General features: G+C 43.0%; 23 protein-coding genes. 9 read left to right on the top strand and 14 right to left on the bottom strand.

What is annotated here, in order from left to right:
* Positions 1–58 precede the first annotated feature (58 nt).
* Genes V7654_RS07140 through V7654_RS07130 form a run of 3 tightly spaced genes read right to left on the bottom strand, consistent with a single transcriptional unit; the run spans position 59 to position 2350 of the window.
* Positions 59–1360 (bottom strand): hypothetical protein, encoded by a 1302-nt coding sequence (locus tag V7654_RS07140; RefSeq protein WP_335429533.1) that lies wholly within the window; start codon positions 1358–1360, stop codon positions 59–61.
* 12 nt (positions 1361–1372) lie between these two features.
* Positions 1373–1762 carry a DUF6114 domain-containing protein gene (locus V7654_RS07135; protein WP_335429532.1) on the bottom strand — a complete coding sequence of 130 codons (390 nt, stop codon included), beginning with the start codon at positions 1760–1762 and terminating at the stop codon, positions 1373–1375.
* A gap of 15 nt (positions 1763–1777) precedes the next feature.
* Positions 1778–2350, bottom strand: a complete 573-nt coding sequence (locus tag V7654_RS07130) for a DUF6230 family protein (RefSeq protein ID WP_335429531.1) — start codon at positions 2348–2350, stop codon at positions 1778–1780.
* Between the two features lie 211 nt (positions 2351–2561).
* On the opposite strand from V7654_RS07130, the gene V7654_RS07125 reads away from it, so the two are divergent.
* The 4 genes from V7654_RS07125 (at position 2562) to V7654_RS07110 (ending at position 6709) form a co-directional block, all read left to right on the top strand.
* Positions 2562–4064, top strand: a complete 1503-nt coding sequence (locus tag V7654_RS07125; RefSeq protein ID WP_335429530.1) for a response regulator transcription factor — start codon at positions 2562–2564, stop codon at positions 4062–4064.
* A gap of 207 nt (positions 4065–4271) precedes the next feature.
* On the top strand, positions 4272–4652 hold the full coding sequence (gene mscL / locus V7654_RS07120) for a large conductance mechanosensitive channel protein MscL (protein WP_335429529.1): 381 nt from the start codon (positions 4272–4274) through the stop codon (positions 4650–4652).
* A 48-nt stretch (positions 4653–4700) separates the two neighbouring features.
* Positions 4701–5336 (top strand): Bax inhibitor-1/YccA family protein, encoded by a 636-nt coding sequence (locus V7654_RS07115; RefSeq protein ID WP_335429528.1) that lies wholly within the window; start codon positions 4701–4703, stop codon positions 5334–5336.
* Between the two features lie 1040 nt (positions 5337–6376).
* On the top strand, positions 6377–6709 hold the full coding sequence (locus tag V7654_RS07110; RefSeq protein WP_335429527.1) for a DUF3243 domain-containing protein: 333 nt from the start codon (positions 6377–6379) through the stop codon (positions 6707–6709).
* Positions 6710–6751: 42 nt separating this feature from the next.
* On the opposite strand, the gene V7654_RS07105 is transcribed toward V7654_RS07110, so the two are convergent.
* Entirely contained in the window at positions 6752–7690 is a 939-nt protein-coding gene (locus V7654_RS07105; protein ID WP_335429525.1) for a magnesium transporter CorA family protein, read from the bottom strand.
* Positions 7691–7907: 217 nt separating this feature from the next.
* Here V7654_RS07105 and V7654_RS07100 point away from each other — a divergent pair, with 217 nt between their 5' ends.
* Both V7654_RS07100 and V7654_RS07095 read left to right on the top strand, forming a co-directional pair.
* A complete protein-coding gene (locus tag V7654_RS07100) occupies positions 7908–8174 on the top strand; it encodes a hypothetical protein (RefSeq protein ID WP_335429524.1) in 267 nt (88 codons plus the stop codon).
* 101 nt (positions 8175–8275) lie between these two features.
* Complete coding sequence (locus V7654_RS07095) at positions 8276–8935, top strand: TrkA C-terminal domain-containing protein (protein ID WP_335429523.1); 660 nt, start codon at positions 8276–8278, stop codon at positions 8933–8935.
* Between the two features lie 17 nt (positions 8936–8952).
* Here V7654_RS07095 and V7654_RS07090 read toward each other — a convergent pair whose 3' ends face one another.
* The 4 genes from V7654_RS07090 to V7654_RS07075 all read right to left on the bottom strand — a co-directional run bounded on the left by V7654_RS07090 (position 8953) and on the right by V7654_RS07075 (position 13209).
* A complete protein-coding gene (locus V7654_RS07090) occupies positions 8953–9339 on the bottom strand; it encodes a DUF1284 domain-containing protein (RefSeq protein WP_438825267.1) in 387 nt (128 codons plus the stop codon).
* A gap of 153 nt (positions 9340–9492) precedes the next feature.
* Positions 9493–10824: a polysaccharide biosynthesis protein gene (locus V7654_RS07085; RefSeq protein WP_335429519.1), complete on the bottom strand. Its 1332-nt coding sequence runs from the start codon at positions 10822–10824 to the stop codon at positions 9493–9495.
* Positions 10825–10977: 153 nt separating this feature from the next.
* Positions 10978–12870: a ribosomal protection-like ABC-F family protein gene (gene abc-f / locus V7654_RS07080; RefSeq protein WP_335429517.1), complete on the bottom strand. Its 1893-nt coding sequence runs from the start codon at positions 12868–12870 to the stop codon at positions 10978–10980.
* A gap of 183 nt (positions 12871–13053) precedes the next feature.
* Positions 13054–13209, bottom strand: a complete 156-nt coding sequence (locus tag V7654_RS07075; RefSeq protein ID WP_335429516.1) for an RAxF-45 family protein — start codon at positions 13207–13209, stop codon at positions 13054–13056.
* Positions 13210–13806: 597 nt separating this feature from the next.
* Between V7654_RS07075 and V7654_RS07070 the strand changes: the two genes are divergently transcribed.
* Complete coding sequence (locus V7654_RS07070) at positions 13807–14001, top strand: hypothetical protein (RefSeq protein ID WP_335429515.1); 195 nt, start codon at positions 13807–13809, stop codon at positions 13999–14001.
* A 68-nt stretch (positions 14002–14069) separates the two neighbouring features.
* Here V7654_RS07070 and V7654_RS07065 read toward each other — a convergent pair whose 3' ends face one another.
* The 5 genes from V7654_RS07065 to V7654_RS07045 form a co-directional block, all read right to left on the bottom strand.
* A complete protein-coding gene (locus V7654_RS07065; RefSeq protein ID WP_335429514.1) occupies positions 14070–14702 on the bottom strand; it encodes a response regulator transcription factor in 633 nt (210 codons plus the stop codon).
* Complete coding sequence (locus tag V7654_RS07060; protein WP_335429513.1) at positions 14695–15741, bottom strand: sensor histidine kinase; 1047 nt, start codon at positions 15739–15741, stop codon at positions 14695–14697. The genes V7654_RS07065 and V7654_RS07060 overlap by 8 nt, the downstream gene beginning before the upstream one ends.
* On the bottom strand, positions 15738–16472 hold the full coding sequence (gene liaF / locus V7654_RS07055) for a cell wall-active antibiotics response protein LiaF (RefSeq protein WP_335429512.1): 735 nt from the start codon (positions 16470–16472) through the stop codon (positions 15738–15740). Before liaF ends, V7654_RS07060 begins: the two co-directional genes overlap by 4 nt.
* A 187-nt stretch (positions 16473–16659) precedes the next feature.
* The gene (locus V7654_RS07050) at positions 16660–17304 is read right to left on the bottom strand and encodes a PspA/IM30 family protein (RefSeq protein WP_335429511.1); all 645 of its coding nucleotides are present in this window, start codon (positions 17302–17304) and stop codon (positions 16660–16662) included.
* Positions 17305–17384: 80 nt separating this feature from the next.
* On the bottom strand, positions 17385–17729 hold the full coding sequence (locus V7654_RS07045) for a flagellar basal body rod protein (protein ID WP_335429509.1): 345 nt from the start codon (positions 17727–17729) through the stop codon (positions 17385–17387).
* Positions 17730–17947: 218 nt separating this feature from the next.
* On the opposite strand from V7654_RS07045, the gene V7654_RS07040 reads away from it, so the two are divergent.
* Positions 17948–18448: a hypothetical protein gene (locus V7654_RS07040; protein WP_335429508.1), complete on the top strand. Its 501-nt coding sequence runs from the start codon at positions 17948–17950 to the stop codon at positions 18446–18448.
* Positions 18449–18734: 286 nt separating this feature from the next.
* Here the strand turns inward: V7654_RS07040 and safA are convergent, their stop codons facing one another.
* The gene (gene safA, locus V7654_RS07035) at positions 18735–19343 is read right to left on the bottom strand and encodes a SafA/ExsA family spore coat assembly protein (RefSeq protein ID WP_438825258.1); all 609 of its coding nucleotides are present in this window, start codon (positions 19341–19343) and stop codon (positions 18735–18737) included.
* 139 nt (positions 19344–19482) lie between these two features.
* Here safA and V7654_RS07030 point away from each other — a divergent pair, with 139 nt between their 5' ends.
* Positions 19483–19635, top strand: a complete 153-nt coding sequence (locus V7654_RS07030) for a hypothetical protein (RefSeq protein ID WP_335429506.1) — start codon at positions 19483–19485, stop codon at positions 19633–19635.
* Positions 19636–19668 lie beyond the last annotated feature (33 nt).

The raw sequence follows: 19668 nt of genomic DNA, 5'->3' as shown, positions 1-19668 counted from the left end.
CAGGGTTTAAAAATCAACATTCAGCTTTAACGGAGCCATTTTTTAATAACTGTTGGACCTAATCAAATGAAATAACAGTTCCGTCAGGCTCTTTTAAAATGGCCTCTCTCATCTTTTTCAATTGTTCCTCTTCGCTTGGCTTTACCCCTAACAGCGAGAGCAGTCCGATTGAATCTAGCAGGCCTTCGGTCCAGTTTTTCAGCTGCTCTGTCAACGCTGCGTCTTCTGGGCACAGTTCGTTAAGTGCTTTGCTTTCTTTTAAAGCCTGGTCGATCAATTCAAGACCTAGCTCCTTCGTCATTTGCCCATTCGCTTCGGATAATTTTTCACAGGTCGTTTTAGCGGTTTGATCCACCGATTTCTTTACTGGTTCTACGACAGGCTGGGCAACTGCTTTAGCATTTTCAGTAGTTGTTTTGACCGTTTCTTTGACTGGAGTGGTCACCTTATTTACTTCCCCTATCACCGGGCTGACTACTCCATCTGCAACCTTTCCGACTGTGTCCTTGACAGGGGTAGTCACTTTGCCTACAGTCTCCTTAAGTGGGTCGGTCACTTTACCAACAGTATCCTTTAGAGGATCGGTTATTTTTCCAACTGTATCTTTCAACGGGTCGGTTATTTTCCCGACCGTGTCCTCCAATGGATCGGTCACTTCACCTATAGGGTCGGTCACACCGTCAAACACTGGATCCGTTATATCACCGATTCCATCCGCAACTTTTCCGTCTTTCAATAGATCTCCCTCACAAGTCAACGGCAATTGACCTGTTGTAATCTTCCCGATTTCCTTCTTCATCTGCTCAAAAGGCATGGAACTCAAATCTTGTAATATTTTCAAATGACTAGGCTTCTGGACTCCACCATCCCCGTTGATCGTTTGCAGCTGAAGCTGGTCAAGGCTGCTGCTATCAGCATTCATGGAATGGGCGACCATGGTCACATCTTCAAGCGCCGCGCTTGGCATCAATTTTGCTGCATGCACACAAGCACCCTTGAATGAAATCGCACTTGTATCTACCTGCATCCCTTTAATGTGGACAGGACCACTCGCTTTCATCGTAATACTGACAGTCCCGCCAGATGTTTGGAGCTGTTTCGTCAGTTTCATTCCATAAATTTGGACCGTATCATAGGTGATCCGCAGCATCGGTTCGGCCTCAGAGCCTGCTTTCTCACCCATTATGATCATTGCCTTCATATTTTCTCCGACCACTCTGTCAGCCTGGATGATGAATCCACCAGCATCATAGGTGGAAGCGCCAGCTTTTTGGATAAAAGGAAAAAATGACAGGGCGGCAAGCTGAATGCTTAAGAAAAATAATATCAGTTTATTTTTTACCAGCCATGAAAACTTCATCTTGTCTCTCCTTTACCCTGTTTTGACTGCCTGATCAGCTATGTCTGTTTCCGGTGCTACGACCTGAGCTGCCGGCACAACCCGCCAGGCTGTTAACAGCGAACCGCCGATAATCCCGATAATCGTTCCGAACAGGAAGCCGCCAAGGGCGCCTATTACGGATAATATCGACAGGAATATGACAATGATGCCCAATGCTTTAGAGGCGCTTGGCAAAAAGAAAGACATCAGCCCCATCAGCGTAATTAATCCTCCGAATAGGAGTCCGATGACCGCAACGGACCCAGGCAGGAATGTATTCAAATATAGATTCAGCGGCACCCATAAGATCATCAGTCCGCTTAGGACGGTTAAGATTGCTCCCATAAAAGGCCTTGTATGCCTCCACTTTTTAAAAACCATCGTTCGTCACCCCGATTATTTTTTATCGATTTTCTCGACTGTTAATTTCATCCCAGCCATATTGATGGTTTCCTGAAATAAGTAGTGTGTTTTTAGCTTCGCATTTTCCAGAGTGATGGTACTTGAAGTCTGTTCGAATTGTTTAGTCCAGTCATCGCTGTGATTTTCCTTCAGTGCAAGGTTCTGGAACTTTGCGTTTGCCTCGATCAAACCTGCGTCATGCTGCAGACCTGAAATCTGAACAGGCTTGGACGCCTGGATTTTCACGCGGATCCAATCGCTGCCTACTTTAAAATCCTTGTATAATTTCAGGTTATCAATCGTAAGGGTCTCAATTAAATTTGTTCCCTGCGGTGCCGAATCAGAACTGCTGGTCTCGCCCATCTTCGGGTAAAATTTGTAGCCTTCCCCCTGGAGCTTATCGAATTCAACGTAAAAGTCGCCAACGCCGGCAATCGGCACTGCATACGCAACACCTGACAGCCCAAAAGATACAAGCAGCAGCCCGAGCAGCAGGACTCCAGACGCAAGTGAAGTCCAAAATACTTTCTTATTAATCTTGCTTTCCATTACGACAGCTTCATTCAAGAAAGCCACCTCCGTTAAAATATTTTTAAAATTCAAAATTAATTCAATTTCCTATACCATATCCCCTAAAAATAAAAACGATAACCGCGGAAAATATCGTAACTAATTTGTTAACCCCGTCAATTGTCGGGTAAATAAATATAAACGTACAAAAATCTGAATTTTGAAACGAATATTCTTTTACCAGGATTAAGAGAGTGAGGACCGCCCGATGGAACATAAAATAGAAGATTTGGCTATGAGAGGTTTATTTCTTTTAAAGGAAAGCGAGAAACCGTTTCTTAAAGAATGGGCTAACTTTAAAAAGGACTTAAAGGCCTGGCAAAATGATCTCGTTCTGGAATTTGAACGAATGATCACGTTCGGCTTCAAGAATTTATCCAATACTGCTTTTCAATCCTCCAATGAATTCATACTGGCACTTGTCCACAAATGGCAGAAAAAATATCCCGAATTTGTGGATGATGTCGACGCGATCTTTTTAATCAGCGCTGTTGAAAATCTTTTTCATAAGGTCTTGAAACAAAAAGAGAATACTAGTTTCCTTGACCATCAGGCAATCCAGATCTTTTTCACGAGAATAATCGATAAGGTATTGAGGACTCAGCAGTTAGAATACCAGGATGATAAATGGCTTCAGACGATACTCAATTTGCGGACGGTTCCTAGCAATTGGCTGGCGATCATCAGCACTGAAAAATCTCAATATAAGGTAAGGAAGGTTATTTGTTCAGATGGACTTTCGGTCAACGAACAGTTGATTGCGATGTGCGAGGGGTTGCAGGCTGATGGGGCAGGCGATCTTTCAATAGGCTTGTCGCGGCTTCTGACACCAGGAATGGAAGATTGTCAGATCCTTACGATTCCTGTTTTAACGGAGACACTGATCATATGTGTGAAGGAGCAGGCTGAAAAGATTACATCGGAGCAAATCGAAACGCTGCGGAAGATGTACTTGAAGCAGATGAAACTCAACCACCTCGAGAATGAGCTAGAATGGAAGGATTCAACCTTGCTGTTCCAGCAGCGCTTGATCCATTCACAGAGCGCCACAGATGCCGTAAAAATGATTACCCAGGGACTGGTTGACTACCTCCCTTTTTCGCGCTGTGCTTTATTCATTTATTCTCCGGGTGAACAGAGCGGTGTCGGCGTCCATGCGCATAATGTCTTTTCTGGCTCCGTACAGCAGATTAAGGAAAGCATCGCCGAGTTTCCGTTGCTTACAAAATACTTAAAGCATTTCAGCCATTCTAAACCTATTTTTATAGAAGAAGCGGCCGAAATATTACCGGATAAATATGTGCGTGAATATAGTTTGAAGTCATTGGTCGTGCTGCCAATCTATGTACCTGCCGAAAATAAGCTGATTGGTCTGGCACTGCTCGACCGCGGCGAAAACAAAGCCTTTACCGTCAATAACCAGACTTTGACCGCGTTAATCAAGTTCGGCCAATATGGCGGTGAACTGCTGAACCAATTCTATGAAGACGCTGTCCAGTTATTTGGCGTGCAGCGTGCCGTCCTGACACTGCGCGAGCGTGAAGTGCTGAAGCTGATTGCCGAAGGAGCATCCATTAACGAAGCCGCCGCCACCCTCCACCTCAGCAGCTACACCGTCCGGGACTACATCTCAGCCATCATCCAAAAACTAGACGCCAAAAACCGAACCGAAGCAGCCGTCAAAGCCCTAAAAATGCGCCTCATACAATAACGCTTTAAAGCACTGGGGGTCAGACCCCCAGTCGTTTAACGCATCACCGCGCCGGGGGTCTGACCCCCGGCGCGGTGATGCGTTGAAGAGTTTTTCTCTTTTCCCTCTCTCCTTCTCTTCCACCAGCCTGGCCCTATTGATTTTTGATGTTGCTTCTCGCAGAATATAAGGGTGGTTACAATATTTATATAGGGGGTCTGCTTTTTCATGTGGGAAGAGTTTAAAAAGTTTGCTTTGAAGGGCAATGTCCTGGATTTGGCTGTCGGGGTCATTATCGGGGCTGCTTTCGGAAAGATTGTTACTTCGCTGGTAAATGATATCATCATGCCGATTGTCGGATTAGTAACATTCGGCGAGGATTTTTCGAAACTTGTATATAAAGAGATTAAATACGGAGCATTTATGCAATCTGTCGTCGACTTTTTCATTACCGCGTTTGCTATTTTTCTATTTATAAAGCTAATTACACGGTTTAAAAAGAAGAAAGAGGAACAGAAGGTCGAGCCAAAACCTGACTTAAAAGAAGAACTTCTAATCGAGATTCGTGATTTATTAAAAGAAAATAAAAGAATTAATGAAACTTCTTGAGCCTGTCACCGTATATATTATCAAACAAAAATTATGAGGTGACATAGAATGTACGCTTATTCTGAAAAAACATTAATGCCATCGGTGATGCGCACGTTTGCGATTTCACTGGCAATTGCCTTTATTGGTACAATGGCTGGAGTATTTGTCCCGCCAGCGCTGTTCCTTCCACTCGTTATTATCGAGGTTGTGATGCTGATCAGCATATTCTTCTTACGTAGAAAGAAAGCCGTATCTTATACGTTCTTATACGCGTTTACGTTTATTTCCGGAATGACGATGTATCCAGTCATCGCCCATTATGTGGCTACCTCTGGCGCGAATGTAGTCATCAACGCACTTGGAACTACGACAGTCGTATTTGGCGGACTTGCTTTGTACGCGGCAAAAACGAAGCGCGACCTTAGCTTCCTTGGCGGCATGCTAATGGCAGCGTTACTAGCTTTAATCGCAATCAGCATATTCAATATTTTCTGGCCGCTCAGCTCAACAGGAATGCTTGCATATTCCTTCATTGGAATTCTTGTATTCAGCGGTTATGTTTTATTTGATATCAACAGGATGAAGCATTACGGTGTAAGCCCGGAAGAGGTGCCTTTGATGGCTCTAAATCTGTACCTAGACTTCATTAACCTATTCCTATACATCCTTCGCTTCTTTGGGGTATTATCGAGCAGGGATTAATAAATAGGCATGACTAAGACAGCTCGTTTCCGGGCTGCCTTTTTACTATTTACCAAAAACAGGTATAAATACCAATTTTTAATTAAGTTTATTAAGTTTTCAGTCATTTCATCCGGGTATATAAATAGTGCAAGGCCAATACAAAATAAAGAAGGGACTGGTTAAGGTGGAGAACTTTACGGCGACTTCAGAATATGTCATTGGCTTAGCAAACGGAGGAAGATTCGCGTTGCTGTCTCAAGGTACGCTGGTCTTAAATCGATGGACTTAATATCGATTCATCCCAGTTCGTTTTTGAGTAAGTGATAACCGAATACTACTTCGTAATCGGTCCATTGGATCGACCAAGGCCAATTACTAAAACGGAAGGGACTGGTTAAAGTGAAGAACTTTACGGCGACTTCGGAATACGTCATTGGCTTAGCAAGCGGAGGAAGATTTGCGTTGCTGTCTCAAGATACGCTGGTCTTAAATCGATATACTTAAAATCGATTTTCCTCAGTGAGTTATTTTGATCAGCAATAACTAATACTCCTCCAAATTGTCTGCAGGACCTGAGCAACGCCAAGATCAACATAGAAGGGACTGGTTAAAGTGGAGAACTTTACGGCGACTTCGGAATACGTCATTGGCTATGCAAGCGGAGGAAGATTTGCGTTGCTGTCTCAAGGCACGCTGGTCTTAAATCGATACATTTAAGATCGATTTACCCCAGTGAGCAAATTGAATAACCAAAAACTGAATACTCCTCCCATCGTCCGTTTGTCGGACTTAAAAAAGGTGCTGGCCTAGTGGCTTGCACCTTTTTTAATAGAGTTCCTTTCAAATGGCTGTTTTCGTAACCACTGTTGCTATTAGAGTAGTGTTGACTGTTACGAAAGGAGTCTCGCACCTTCCGATCCAGTCAACGATTTGTTAAAAAAGACCATTTCAAAAAAAACCATATTTTCAGACACTCTTACTCCCAATGTGCTCCCCAATGTTTATCCCATTCCAGCAATGGATATTTAATAACTATCAATTACGAGGAGGTTTTTCACATGGAAAAAGATCATATGATCCATAAAGATGGCGAAGTTGATACAAGCAAGGTGGACGAGACTCTCAATCGACTGGATCGTGAACGTGCAGATGAAATCCTTGGCGACTTCAGTGAATTTAAATCCTATCTGAGCAAGCGAATCCAGCTTGGTAAAACGGCAGGGTTAAATGAAGAACAGCTCGCAAACACTGCACAGAAAATTGCTGACTATCTTGCTGATAAAGTAGAACCGCGCAACCGTGAGGAACAGCTATTAAAAGAGCTCTGGAAGGTCGGCACGGAAGAAGAGCAGCACATGCTTGCACATATGCTTGTAAAGCTGGCTGAATAGTTTTCAATAAAAAATCGCCCTGCAAATAAGGGCGATTTTTTGTTATTTGAAAAATGAATTCTTCTTCCTGCCTTTTAAAATATCCCCCATCCAGCCCTTCATTCTTAAATAAATATAAAGGCCAACAGTTGATACCAGAATCAATGCCGCAGCCATCGCATATCCCAGCTTCCATTCCAGCTCTGGCATGACTTTAAAATTCATACCCCAAAGAGCTCCCCAGGCCATCACAGGAGTAAATAATACAGTCATAACAGTGAGTGTCTTCATGATTTCATTCCCGCGATGTGTCGAAACGACTTCCTCAAGATTGATCATTGTATCAATTTCTTGCTGGTATGCATTTAAAAGCATCTGTATTCTTTCAATGCGGGTAGCGACCCGGCTGAATTCGGACAACTTATTAATATCACTTCCGTAAGCTTCTTCTACAATATACTTCAGCTCTGTTATTGGAATTAACAAATTCCTCCAAATCAAGAGTTCATGGCGATTTTCATACACTCTCTCCAGTAACTCGAGATTGTTCTGTTCTTTCATTCTCCAGAGCAAATCATGCAGCTGCTCCTCATATTCATCAATTTTCTTTAAGTAATTCAGCAGAATTTCTCCCAACAAAATAAAAAAACCTTCCACACCATTTTCCGCTTGCTCCATTTGATTTTGAACACTTTCGGAATTGCAATTCAGGACCGAAAAGTCAAAATCTATTGTGAAAAAGAACTCCTTTGAAATATAAAAATGGAAGATATTTTTTTCGTGCTTCTCTTCGATATCCTGTCTGTAAATTAGAGAGCCCCAAATATATTCTTCTCCCCTTGTTTGTGTATTTAACTGAAGAATGTTAGCTTGATTGTCTTTTATGTTGTTGTACCAGTTATTACAGGTAGGATACTTAGTAGTGATCTCGTTAAGCTCGGAAGCTTGTCCCGCTTGGAAATCATGCCACTTCCATTTTCCCTCGTTAAAAGTATGTTGCATGGGTCTCAGACCTTTCATATTCTAGTCCTAATTTGAATAATACTTTTCCCTTAAAAGAACATATTGAAACGGAATAACGGCTAGACTTGGAAATACTTCCAATTTAAATATGTTTTTTATCTCGATAAAGCGGGTAAACAATACCATACGAGGCAGATAAAATCGCTTTAGGCCTCTATGCACTTAAAAAAGTGTAATTAATAGGAGGGACTATACTATGCAAACTGGCTCAATGAAATCTGCAGTCATGTTAGGTGTTGGAGCAGCGGCATTGTGGATGGCGATGAAACCTGAAAATAAATCGAAACTTACAAATATGGCAACTCAGATGAAGGATAAAATCATGCCATCAGGAAGAACGGATGTCACACCTGTTCAAAAAGCAGGAAACCCTGACCCGCTCGACCTTGAAGACAACAAGATGGTCAGCGAAGGCTCCATGTATGGAGTCAATTATTACAACGAGAATTTACAGCATAACTAAGAAGTCCGGGGAATGCTTCCCCGGTCTATTTTTGTTTAAAGTAAGCCTCAACAACAAATACTACATTGAACAAGATGGATGTTCCTGGAGGATGCGGGTGTATGGGTATTTTATTTATTTTCATTTACCTTTTCATTGTTTTTACCGTAATCGAAATTAATTCTTCAATTTTTGTCGCCACAGGACTTGATCGGAAAATTGCCAGGTTCCAGGTGATCTCCATGCTAACGGGCACCGGATTTACTACTGGCGAATCCGAGCTGATCATCGACCATCCAGTCAGGAGAAGATTAGGTGCTTTTTTGATTCTCTTCGGAGCATTCTCTCTTGCGGTTATCATTTCCGCTATCACACAATTGTTATCAGATACCTTTTATACAATGGAAATTGCCTATATAGCAGGAGCACTACTCGTTATTTTATTCATCCTTCGTGTACCAGGCGTGAAAAATCAACTGTCTGAAAAGCTGAAGAGTGAAATGGAGGAAACTTATGAGCTAGCCGATTTGCCAATCAAGGATGTTCTCCTGATGGATGATGAGGATGAAGTACGGGAAATTTCAATTAAAGAAGAATCGCCATTTTCCGGGAAAACATTTGATGAAATCGTGGATATTGAGGAGGACCTCATGCTTCTTTTTATTAAAAGAGGAGATATTAATATTCGCAATAAAGCATACCATACTGAGCTCGAACCAGGTGACCGTCTCGTTTTATACGGAAATGACCCATTGATTGACGACAAATTTAAAGATGCCTGACCAGAGCGGCAGTTAAATTAACTACCCTTGGTCAGGCATTTGTGATTTTTGCGCAGATCAGCGATTCCTTCCTTGCACACCCCATATGACAGCCATGAGCAATTTTTGCAAAGGTAATCAAGATCATCTGGTTCGACCTTTTCAGCAGTTAAATTAATAAGGTAGGATTTTAGATAGCTGTTGCCAGATTCTAGACCTAAATGGCGGATGATTTTGCCGTCCATTGATAACACATGTTCATTCGACCCCTCACCAGCTTCACAAATTTCAAGCCCCCGGTGCGGGCACGACATACAGGCATCATCGAATGCGGCCACAACCTTTATGTAAAAATCCTGCTCAGGATCTCGTATATCATTTACGATACTTTCCATCTTTTTAACAAACTCAGGACTGTATCCCATCCCCCTGAATCCATGGACACAAAGGAGATGATGTCCTCGCAGTACCTTTTCCACTTCATCCCTCCTGACAGTTTTTCATATTGTTACATTCTCCGTGATTCATAAAAATCCTTTTTTTTAATATTTCAATAATCCTATCCAGAAAAACAACCTTTAATAACGTGTATACCGTATTGTACTCTTAGCCCTCCACGTAATTCCGATTTTTTTGCAAATCGTTAAATAATGCAAGAACAGGATCACCAAGCTTCCTGTATTCATACCTACGATGACTCCCTGCATCTGCCATTCCGGCCTGGAACCTACAAGGTATATGAGCGAAAAAGTGACAGCCGTTGCATACACAGAATGGATGAAGGCGTCTTTTATCAATCCAAGTCCGATTAAATATGCCTGCATCGGAATCGTAAAAAAGTGAAACAGGAAATAAGGGGCCAGCATTTGCACATATACAGCAGCCTCTTGCGAGTGAAAGAACTTACTGGTCAAAGGCTCAGCCAAAAAGTAAAAGGCAGTTACGGATGGCAATCCATATAATATGGTCAGCAGCATAACCTGCTGCAACAACTTTTGCAGCTTATGGAACTCTCTTTCCGCGTAGGCCTTGGACACTGTCGGAATCAAGATAATCAAAAATGAGTGAGCGATAAACGCTGGGAAGAATCCAATCGTCATGGCCACTCCCGCAAGCATTCCAAACTGCTCGGTCGCCATCTCCGGAGAAATCCCTGCAGCGATGACCGCTGCCTTAATTAAAAATGGCTGTACCGCATGTGTCAGTGAATGGAATATTCTTAGCGCGGTTGTCGGAACCGAAACAGCAACAAGGTTTTTCCGGACCTCTTTGCCACTTAAGTGCTTTCCTGGAACCCTCTTAATCCTCTGATAGGAAAGAATGAAAAAGTGCAGCAAATAAAGAAAGACAACGACCTCGCTGCCAGCTAACGTGCAAAAAGCAACTAGCAAGGCTGTTTCACTCCCAAATTCAAAGAATTGGAATAAAAATGTCAGCAAACCAAGCTGAACGACTCTTCTTATAAAATGGGACACCGCAATCTTGCCCATCTCCTGTTTTCCCATAAAAAATCCCCTGGCGATCGCAGAAATCGTCATCACTGGAATTAGCGCCAGCACAACCCACTTCATCAACGGATGATAGTCCTTGAACACAGGAATCAAGGGCAGTGTCACAGCAGCGGCAATAAAAAGAATCGCAGTAAAGAAAACCGCAAGCCTGATCGCGTGGCTAATCATACTCCTGTGGTAGGATTCATCCCTTTCCGCCACCATTTTGGAGATTGATACGGGCAACTCAAAGCTCGCAAGCATCATAATCAGGAAAATCGTCGGCAAAATCGTCATGTAATGCCCCATGCCGCTTTCCCCGAGCTCCCTGGCAAGAATCATATTAACAAGGAACTCCACCACTTCACCAAGAAAGTTAGCAACTACAAGGATCGCCATCCCCTTTAAAAAAGTATTCATAGCTTCTCTCCCAATTCTATCTCATTTACTTTTATAAACATATGAGACAAGTCCGGACAATATTAAGGAAAGTCTGCTTTCTTGTGGGAAGCTGCCTAAAAATAGCTTTATAAATAAAAAAGAACCACTCTTTTGAGCAGTTCTTCATCTGTTCTACGATATATCTTCAAGCTTTAAATACAGAGTCTCACGACCACGATCTAACTCTTCTTTTTCAGCGTAAAGCTTCTGCAATATTTCTAGGTCTGCAACTGTTGCCATTTTGTTTACAAGGACAGCAATTTCTTTTTCAAGAGCCTCGATTTGGTTTAGAAGCAGGTCCTCATCTACTGGAGCAGCATCTTTTTTTACTGTCTTAACAACTGGCTGCCTGGCAGGTGCAATTTCTGCAACAGCTGAATCCTCGTGCCGCTTCCTCCACTCTGCCATCTTCACTCTCGCCCTGTCATAATTCCCCTCGATTTCCGTCAGCTCGCCGCTTTCCAGCCAGTAAATTTTATCGAAAAGCTTATTCAGGAAAAATCGGTCATGTGATACAGCGAGCAGCGTGCCTTCGAAACCGTCCAAAGCTTCCTCGAGCACTTCTCGTGAATCAATATCAAGGTGGTTCGTCGGCTCATCAAGAATCAGGAAGTTAAGGTCCTGATGCATCAGCTGGGCAAGTCGCAGCCTCATACGCTCACCGCCGCTTAACTGTGACACCTTCTTGAATACGGAAGGACCGTAAAACAGAAATCCTGCTAGAACATTCCTAGCCTCGCCTTCATTCATGACCACTTCACTTCTAAATGCGTCCAGCACACTGCCATCCTTACTCGAAAGCTCCATGTGCTGTGAGAGGTAACCGATTTTCACATTGCTGCCCAGCCTTGCTTCTCCGCTGTCAGGATTGAGCTCACCCTGGATAAATTTCAGCAGGGTCGTTTTCCCTGAACCATTTTCACCAACGATTGCCGCGCGGTCCTGATACTGCAGCTGGAGATTCACAGCGCTGAATAGTTCTCGTGTGCCAAACGATTTCTGAGCATCTTTGATGACGAGAACATCCTTCCCGCTTCGGGCACCAGTCTCGAGCTCGAAGTTCATCTTCTTCCTGTTTAAAATTGGACGGTCTAGCTTTTCCATCCTCGCCAGTGCCCTTTCCATGTTTGTTGCTCGCTTATGCAATGCGGAACTTGGAGGATTTGAACGGTTTGCCCAATCACGCAGACGTTTTATTGCTTCCTTCATCTTCTTGATTTTCTTCTGCTGCTCTTCATACGCCTGGAATTCACGCAGTAATTTTTCTTCTTTTTCCTTAAGGAAGCCTGAATAATTGGCATGATACAACTCAATCTCCCCATCCTCCATATCGAGGATTTTCGTCGCCGCTTCATCAAGGAAATAACGGTCATGCGAGATGATGACAACGGTCCCTTCATAAGATGAAAGGAATTCAGCCAGCCACTCAGCAGCCATTATATCTAAATGGTTCGTCGGCTCATCGAGTAAAAGCAAATCTGGATTACGCAGCAAGCTTAACGCTAATCCCGCCTTTGTTTTCTCACCGCCGCTCAGGCTGTTAAAATTCGAATCCAGCAGCCCGGCAATATTCAAACCATTGGCAATCCGATCAATATTGGCATCCATTTCATAGCCGCCTCCAAGAGAAAACTTCTCCTGGAGAACACCGTATTTTGCCAGCAGTCTTTCAAGCCGCACCGAATCCTCTGCGGAAGCAGCCATATCTTCTTCAAGCTTTTGCATATCCTGTTGAACTATAATTAGCTCATCAAAAGCAGTTTCTAAAACATTCCTGACTGTCATCTTCGAATCATATACTGGAATCTGCGCGAGATAGCCAATCCTTAGCCCCTTCTTCCAGTGAATCTTGCCTCCATCAGGCTCTTCCATGCCCGCGATCAGCTTCAAGAGTGTCGTTTTGCCGCTGCCATTCCTGCCAACAAGCCCTACCCTGTCTTTTTCATTTATTTCAAAGCTCAAATCCTGAAATATTGTATTTCCGCCGTACATTTTGTTTATATGGTTAATACTTACTGTTATCATTATGTTTTCCTCCTAAGTGACCTCTCCTTTCGCTGTAAAAACCTGAGCACCTAGACTGCCCAACCTTATTTGTGCATCGATTAATGCACAAAAAAGCCAGGGGCAGACGGCTCTGCTCCTGGCTCCAAATATCAATGAATCCAAAAGGAGGGCATAGAGCCCTCCCCATTCACCGATGCGTTTTTAAGCGGGAAAAGAGATGATCCTACCGTTTTGTTTTGATATTGAACTGCTAAAAAAGGGCATACGTATCCCGTTGTCAGCTGCAACAGCAAATTTCGCACGGCAAAAATAAAGGAATTCATTCCAGAATCCGTGCACAAAAACAGTCTTGATCATCTCTCCTCACCTCCGTTCATTAAATATTCACTCTTATTTTATTATTCATTCTATATAATAGCAAGGTTTTTCAAAAGTGTTCTTATCAAAAATCCTGTTGATTATTATTGCCAGACGTTTTAGGAAAATTCGTGGGAATCTGGCAAGGGATCGTTTTTATATGGCTTTTAGTGACTATTCATCTAATGAAAACTTTATCGAGGGGTCTTTAGGAGGGTTTCTTATGACCGTTCACATGATGAAATCTTCAGCGAGTGGTCTTTATAGGACTTCTTATGACCATTCATCTGATTAAACCTTCAGCTAGTGGTCTTTATAGGGCTTCTTATGACCGTTCATCTGATGAAATCGTCAGGGAGTGGTCTTTATATGTGGCTACTAACAATCAATAATCAAGTCCTCTTCAACTTGTCTAAGTGACAATTTTTAAATAAAAAGACCTTAATCAAACGTTTGATTAAAGTCTTTTTAAGCCCGTCCTCATAGAGTTTTCACAATCGAAATCTCAATTTTTCCCATATAAGATATTTTTTTGGATTTAGCGTTTAAGCAAGCGGAGTTGGCGGGTAATGACTAGTAACGAAGGAGTGGGTGGCAATGCTCAGACACTTGGAACTTTCAGATTACCAGCTCTGGATGTGCAAAAAAATAAAGGAAAAGTTAGCTGAAAAGCATAACTATATAAATAGCGCTTCCCATTACCCAAATGAATTTGAAGAACGGGAAGTCATATCCATAGCCTTAAGCGAAATGCTTTTGAAATTAGACGTAATCGATGAAAAAGCGAATTAGTTCCTGGGGGCCAATCGGCCTCTTTTTTGTGCCATTCATTCGATGCCCTTTTTGTGATTATCTGACTCTTATTTCACAAGCGAATGTCTGAAAGCATAGATGACGGCCTGTGTCCGGTCCTGCACTTGAAGCTTACTCAAAATATTACTCACATGAGTTTTAACAGTCTTTAAAGCTATGAATAGCTCGTCAGCAATATCCTGGTTCGTCTTCCCCTCGGCTATCAGCTTCAGAACTTCCATCTCGCGCTCTGTCAGCTCCTCATGCGGCAGCAGCGTATTCTTCTGGCGCATTTTCATCATCATTTTACCCGTTACTTCGGGCTCCAGAACTGGCTGGCCCGAGTATGTAACCCTAACAGCATTCGCGATTTCACTTGCCTTCGAGGTTTTAAGCATATAGCTCGTCGCGCCGGCCTCGAGAGCAGGATAGACTTTTTCATCATCAAGGAAGCTCGTTACGATGATGATCTTGGCGTCAGGCCACTGTTCGATAATCTGCCTCGTTGCTTCGATCCCATCCATTTCCTTCATAACCAGGTCCATCAGGATAATATCCGGTCTCAATGAAAGAGCCAGTTCGACTCCCTCCTTGCCATTACTCGCTTCTCCGACAACCTCAATATCAGGCTGTGCCGATAAATACGATGAAACACCGATTCTTACCATTTCATGATCATCTACAAATACCACTTTAATCATGCTTCTCACCCGCCACAACTAGAATTGGAACCTTGACTTCAAGCCTGGTTCCTTTATTTTCAACACTGACAATCTTCAGTGTTCCACCGATTTCTCCGGCGCGTTCATGCATATTCTGGAGGCCATAAGATCCTGCTTTCGTTTCTTCCACATTAAAACCAAGCCCATCATCCACTACCCGCATGATCACCTTATCGTCTCTTTTGATCAGCAGCACTTCAAGCTGCTCTGCCTTTGAATGGCGAAGCGTGTTCGAAACGGATTCCTGTAGGATGCGGAACAAGTGGTCTTCCACTCCCTTATCCAATGGAAATGGCTCTACCTTCCACTTTATATTCATCGTGACTTTTTGCTTTAACTCGATTAAAAGCTCCTCAATTCCTTCCTGAAGGCATTTCCCTTTAAGAGCTACAGGGCGCAGGTGCAGCAGCAATGCCCTCATTTCAAGCTGTGATTGATGGATCATTTCCTCTACCATTTTCAGCTGCTTGGCTTCACGGTCCTCGGAGGGAGCCTTTGTTTCATTAATCGCTGACATCATCATCGATGCAGCAAACAGCTGCTGGCTGACCGAATCATGCAGCTCTCGGGCCAGGCGGTTCCGTTCCTGCGAAATGATCTCCTGGATGCGGGATTCCTGCTCTTCCGCTTTTTCAGTCGCAAGCTTCTGTGAGAGCATCGCTTTTTCAGAAATCTGCTTATAAAGCTTCCCAACCCGTTTTGATATCGATAAAATTTCCGCGAAATCCTGGTTGCGCTTGACTTCAGGCTGCTGCCCTTCCTCAAGCTGGAACAGCCAGCTGTCAACGGCTTGAAATTGCCTGCGCCAATAAGTTCCCGACGCGATCCCAAATGCAATTCCGAGCACGACGCTAATGCTGAAGGAAAAAATGATGAAAGGGATGTCCATCAGCTCACGGTTCCACAAATCAGAAAGCCTGGCGATGGGAAAAACAAGCAGGTAAGACAAAGTCAAAGCCGCAAATAGAATAATTCCAAGGGTCAGGCCCCATAAAATTTGGCGCAAGATTGAGGTCATATTCTTTTCACCTCGATATTTCCGATTACCATCGACGTGAAGATTTTCACCTTTTGCTCTGCCTCATCATACCCTGGCGTTTGGAGGAACAAGCTTTGGTTCAGCACCCGGCCTTCTTGATGCTCAAACACCTCGACTGACCCAGCAACCGCAGAATGTCGGACGGTTACTTCTAAATCGTATGGGACGAAGATTTTCACATTCCCGATAATTTTACGGATGAACACAACGGTTTCACCCTTCGGCAAAACGGTCAGGCTAAGGTCCATGACACTGTCACCGACGCCTGTCTGAATGTTGACGTCATTCCACTCATACACATGAGTCGGCGTCTCCTGAGGGCCAAACAGACAATTTTTAAACAATGAGGGCTTTTCGATGATCATTTCCTTCTTTTTTTCGATTCCCGATTCTTGTAAAATGGGCGTTATGACCTCAGGCTTCTTTTTCGATTGGGCGAACTGGTAAGCAAGATAAATCAGCACAGCCAGAAGGAAAAATCTAAAGGTCATCATGCTAAAAACACTGCTCAGGAAAAAGAATATTCCTCCCCAGAAAAGAAGTTTCCCAGACTTCTTCGGCATTAAGGAGCGGCCAAAATAAATCATCGCCCCGCTCGCAAGAAGGGAGAAAATCAAGCCTTCGTTAAAAAACGAAACCTCTAGCAATAGCAGGACCACTCCAGTGATGGCAATCCAGCTGATATAGTCATTCTTCAAGTTGTTTAACACTCTGCTTTCCTCCCTTCCTCTTATTCTTTTACATGGCTGTATTGAATACTTGTTTAGAGTTTTTGAACCAAACAGCCCTTTTTTAAAACGGAAAGCATTTTTTGAGGAATTTTTGATGAAGTCCTTTCGGGGTGATATCCAAAAGGCGCAGATGCCTGCGCCTCTTTAGAATACCATGTTTTGCCTATTAAATAGAATGTGTTTCTTTACTTTTAAATTCTTTTTCCAGCTGGGCGATCCTACCGTCAATCGTATCACGGTAGTGAGAGCTTTTCATTTTCTCCTCAAGATTATCGAGATACGTCTCCATATCAGCAAATCTAGAATAGGATTTGTCAGAGTAAGAATGGTTATCCAGTACCTGATCCATCCTGTAGTGTGCGCGAGTGACATTCTCTCTGCCCATCAATTCCAGTCTGCGGATATGCATATCTTTTAACTTATGCTTCATATCTTCATATTTTCTCTCAAGCTCGAGCTGCTGCTGCGCTGCATTCATTAATGCCTCCTGCAGCCTTGCCGCTCTTTCTTCATACTGAGCCTGCTCCTGGCTCGCAAAAGATTGAAGTTCAGCTTCTCCCGCTCTCATTGCAATCTCTGCCTGGTACTTGCGTTTTTCCGCCATCTCAAGAGCCTGATGATGCTCTCGAGTGAACTGATCCTTCAATTGACTTTGGCGCTCCAGGAGTTTCCTCACCTTTTCTGTTTCCACTTCACATTCACGAAGGTACTGATTCAAAAGCGCGATTGGATTTTTATTTTCCTTTTTATCAAGTGCCTCATGCAGGTCGGCCATTACAGTGTTTTTGATTCTTGTTATTAGATTTGTCATTTTTAGTTTCTCTCCTTTAATTGTATTATTTTTTGATAGAGCTGGCTGCTAAAGAACAACCATTTTGTAATTCGCTAAACTTAGTTGTTTTTCAACTGAGCCCACTGCTTCTCAAAATTCACGAATGGATCGTTTTCTTCAGATACTGCTTCGGCTTTTTTGTCCCAGTTTTTATACACCAGGTAAAGGACATAAGCAGCTGCGATACCTAGGATTGCTGGTATGTTTGAAGCTGTCGCCATCAAGATGATGAAGCCGGCGATTCCCCAGCCAATTTTTCCTGCCTTTGAATTCGTCTTTAAGAATTGCTTCACTGCGAAGTACAGCACCAGCAAGCTGACTGCCAGCCCAACAAGCGGGCCAAGGTTCGAAATCAGAACCATCGCCGCAATACCTCCGGCTACTACTAAACCAACTTTTTTCATTTTCAATTCCTCCTTATCTCTTATGGTTTAATCTTACCTTTATCGCGAAAAGTCTATAACGTGCCTGAGCTTGATTTTCAAGTAAGACCTGAGGCTTAGATGCGGGCAGGACTGTCGGAACCGCGCCATGGCGAGGGTTCTTGGTAAAGGAATAAATTAGCTGTTAATGAGGGGTTTTAACGGGTATCAGTTAGAAGTCAGCATGAGGAGGTAATCACATGTTTGGATTGCATGATATCATAAAATTTCTTTGGTCATTCTTTTTGATTTTCCCTGTGGTCATTTTGATACATTTACTAGGTCATATCACATTTGCGGCAATTTTTGGCGCGAAAGGTATTAGAGTGAGACTTGGCAGCGGGAAAAGACTGTTTTCTTTTTGGAAAATCTCTATACACCAATTCTACTTCTGGTCAGGAGACTGCGAATTTGAATATGTAACATTCGATAACCGATTGTCAAAGTCCATCATTTTATTAGGAGGCTCGACTTTTAATCTGTTAAGCATGCTCCTGCTTAATCTTTTAATCTGGTTCGACTTATTCGAACCCAACATTATGGCGTTCCAGTTTATCTATTTTTCGTTTTACTATTTGTTCTTCGCCCTGCTTCCGATGGATTACCCAGGAGGCGCGCACAGCGATGGTAAAGCCTTGTACCGCCTATGGAAAAAAGGCGAACGCGGCGTTTCATCGGTTGACTGCCAGTACAGGTATTAATAACATCAAAATTGAAAATGCCGGCCAGATTTTATTCTGGACCGGCATTTTTTAAGTTCAATGAGAGATTTCATTTGGAATTTGGATAATTTTTCATTAATTATCGATTTATTCCCCGTTGGAATTCATTTATTCCCCTTTGGCATGCATTAATTCCCCGTTGAACCCAACTTTCTCCCCGTTCATCCTATTATATTCCCCGTTGAAAAAATCCCTAATTATAATCCTAAATCAACTTAAAACATATACTAACCCTGCGATTTCCAGCAGGGTACGAATAGTGCTTTCACTTTGTGATAAACAACTGCGTCCAATAATGTCCATAATCTCCGCCTGAGGCATAGCCGGTTCCTATATGGGTGTAGGTGCCGTTCAGGATGTTTTTCCTATGAACAGGGCTATTCATCCATGACTGCACAACTTCTCCTGCTGTCCTTTGGCCCGCAGCAATGTTCTCGGCAGCACTGCGGTAAGAAACGCCGAAGTGCCTCATCATGTTGGGCGGATCACCATAGGTAGGACTTGTATGGGAAAAGTAATTTTTTTCTCTCATATCCGCTGACTTGTATCTGGCTACCCTTGATAACTCCCCATCTGGCACAAGTGGTTTGAGGCCATACCTGGCACGTTCTGCGTTTGTCAGCCTAATGACGTCATCATCAATTGATTTCGCGGCACCTAATCCTGGTATATTGATTTTTTGTCCCGGGTAAATCAGACTGGGGTTTTTAATTTGCGGGTTTGCGTTAATGATTTCTGAAAGTCCGACTTGGTATCGCACTGAAATTTTCCACATAGTATCACCTGGCTGAACAGTATGGACCTGCTGTGCAAACGATGTGGCTGGGACCAGCCAGAATAGCAGGAATACTGCCAGTATTACTTTCTTTCCCATCATTCATTCCTCCTCGAATGTTAGGATGAGAATTTTTCTGGAAAATATACTTTAAAATCCCACTTTAGCTTTTTTCCTTCCCAAGCGAAAATATCATTGAGGTGTTGCATATAGTTTTAACAAGGGAGGAATGCAAATTATGGGCTATCTTTGGGTGATGACCATCGGTTTTGTCATTTGTCTCGGCATGGCTGGCGCAGCATTTATGTACGGTATTTTTTCTTCATTTAAAATGGAGGACGCTAGTCGGATTGATTTACTTGATACAAAAAATGAGGACGATCAGACCTGAAGCCTATTATCCTCGTAATAAGAAAAGCGCAAG

This window comes from Bacillus sp. JJ1609, assembly GCF_036967045.1.
Lineage (GTDB): Bacteria > Bacillota > Bacilli > Bacillales > Cytobacillaceae > Mesobacillus.
The sequence above is the reverse complement of the archived record's forward strand: the minus strand, read 5'-3'. Positions and strand labels throughout refer to the sequence as shown.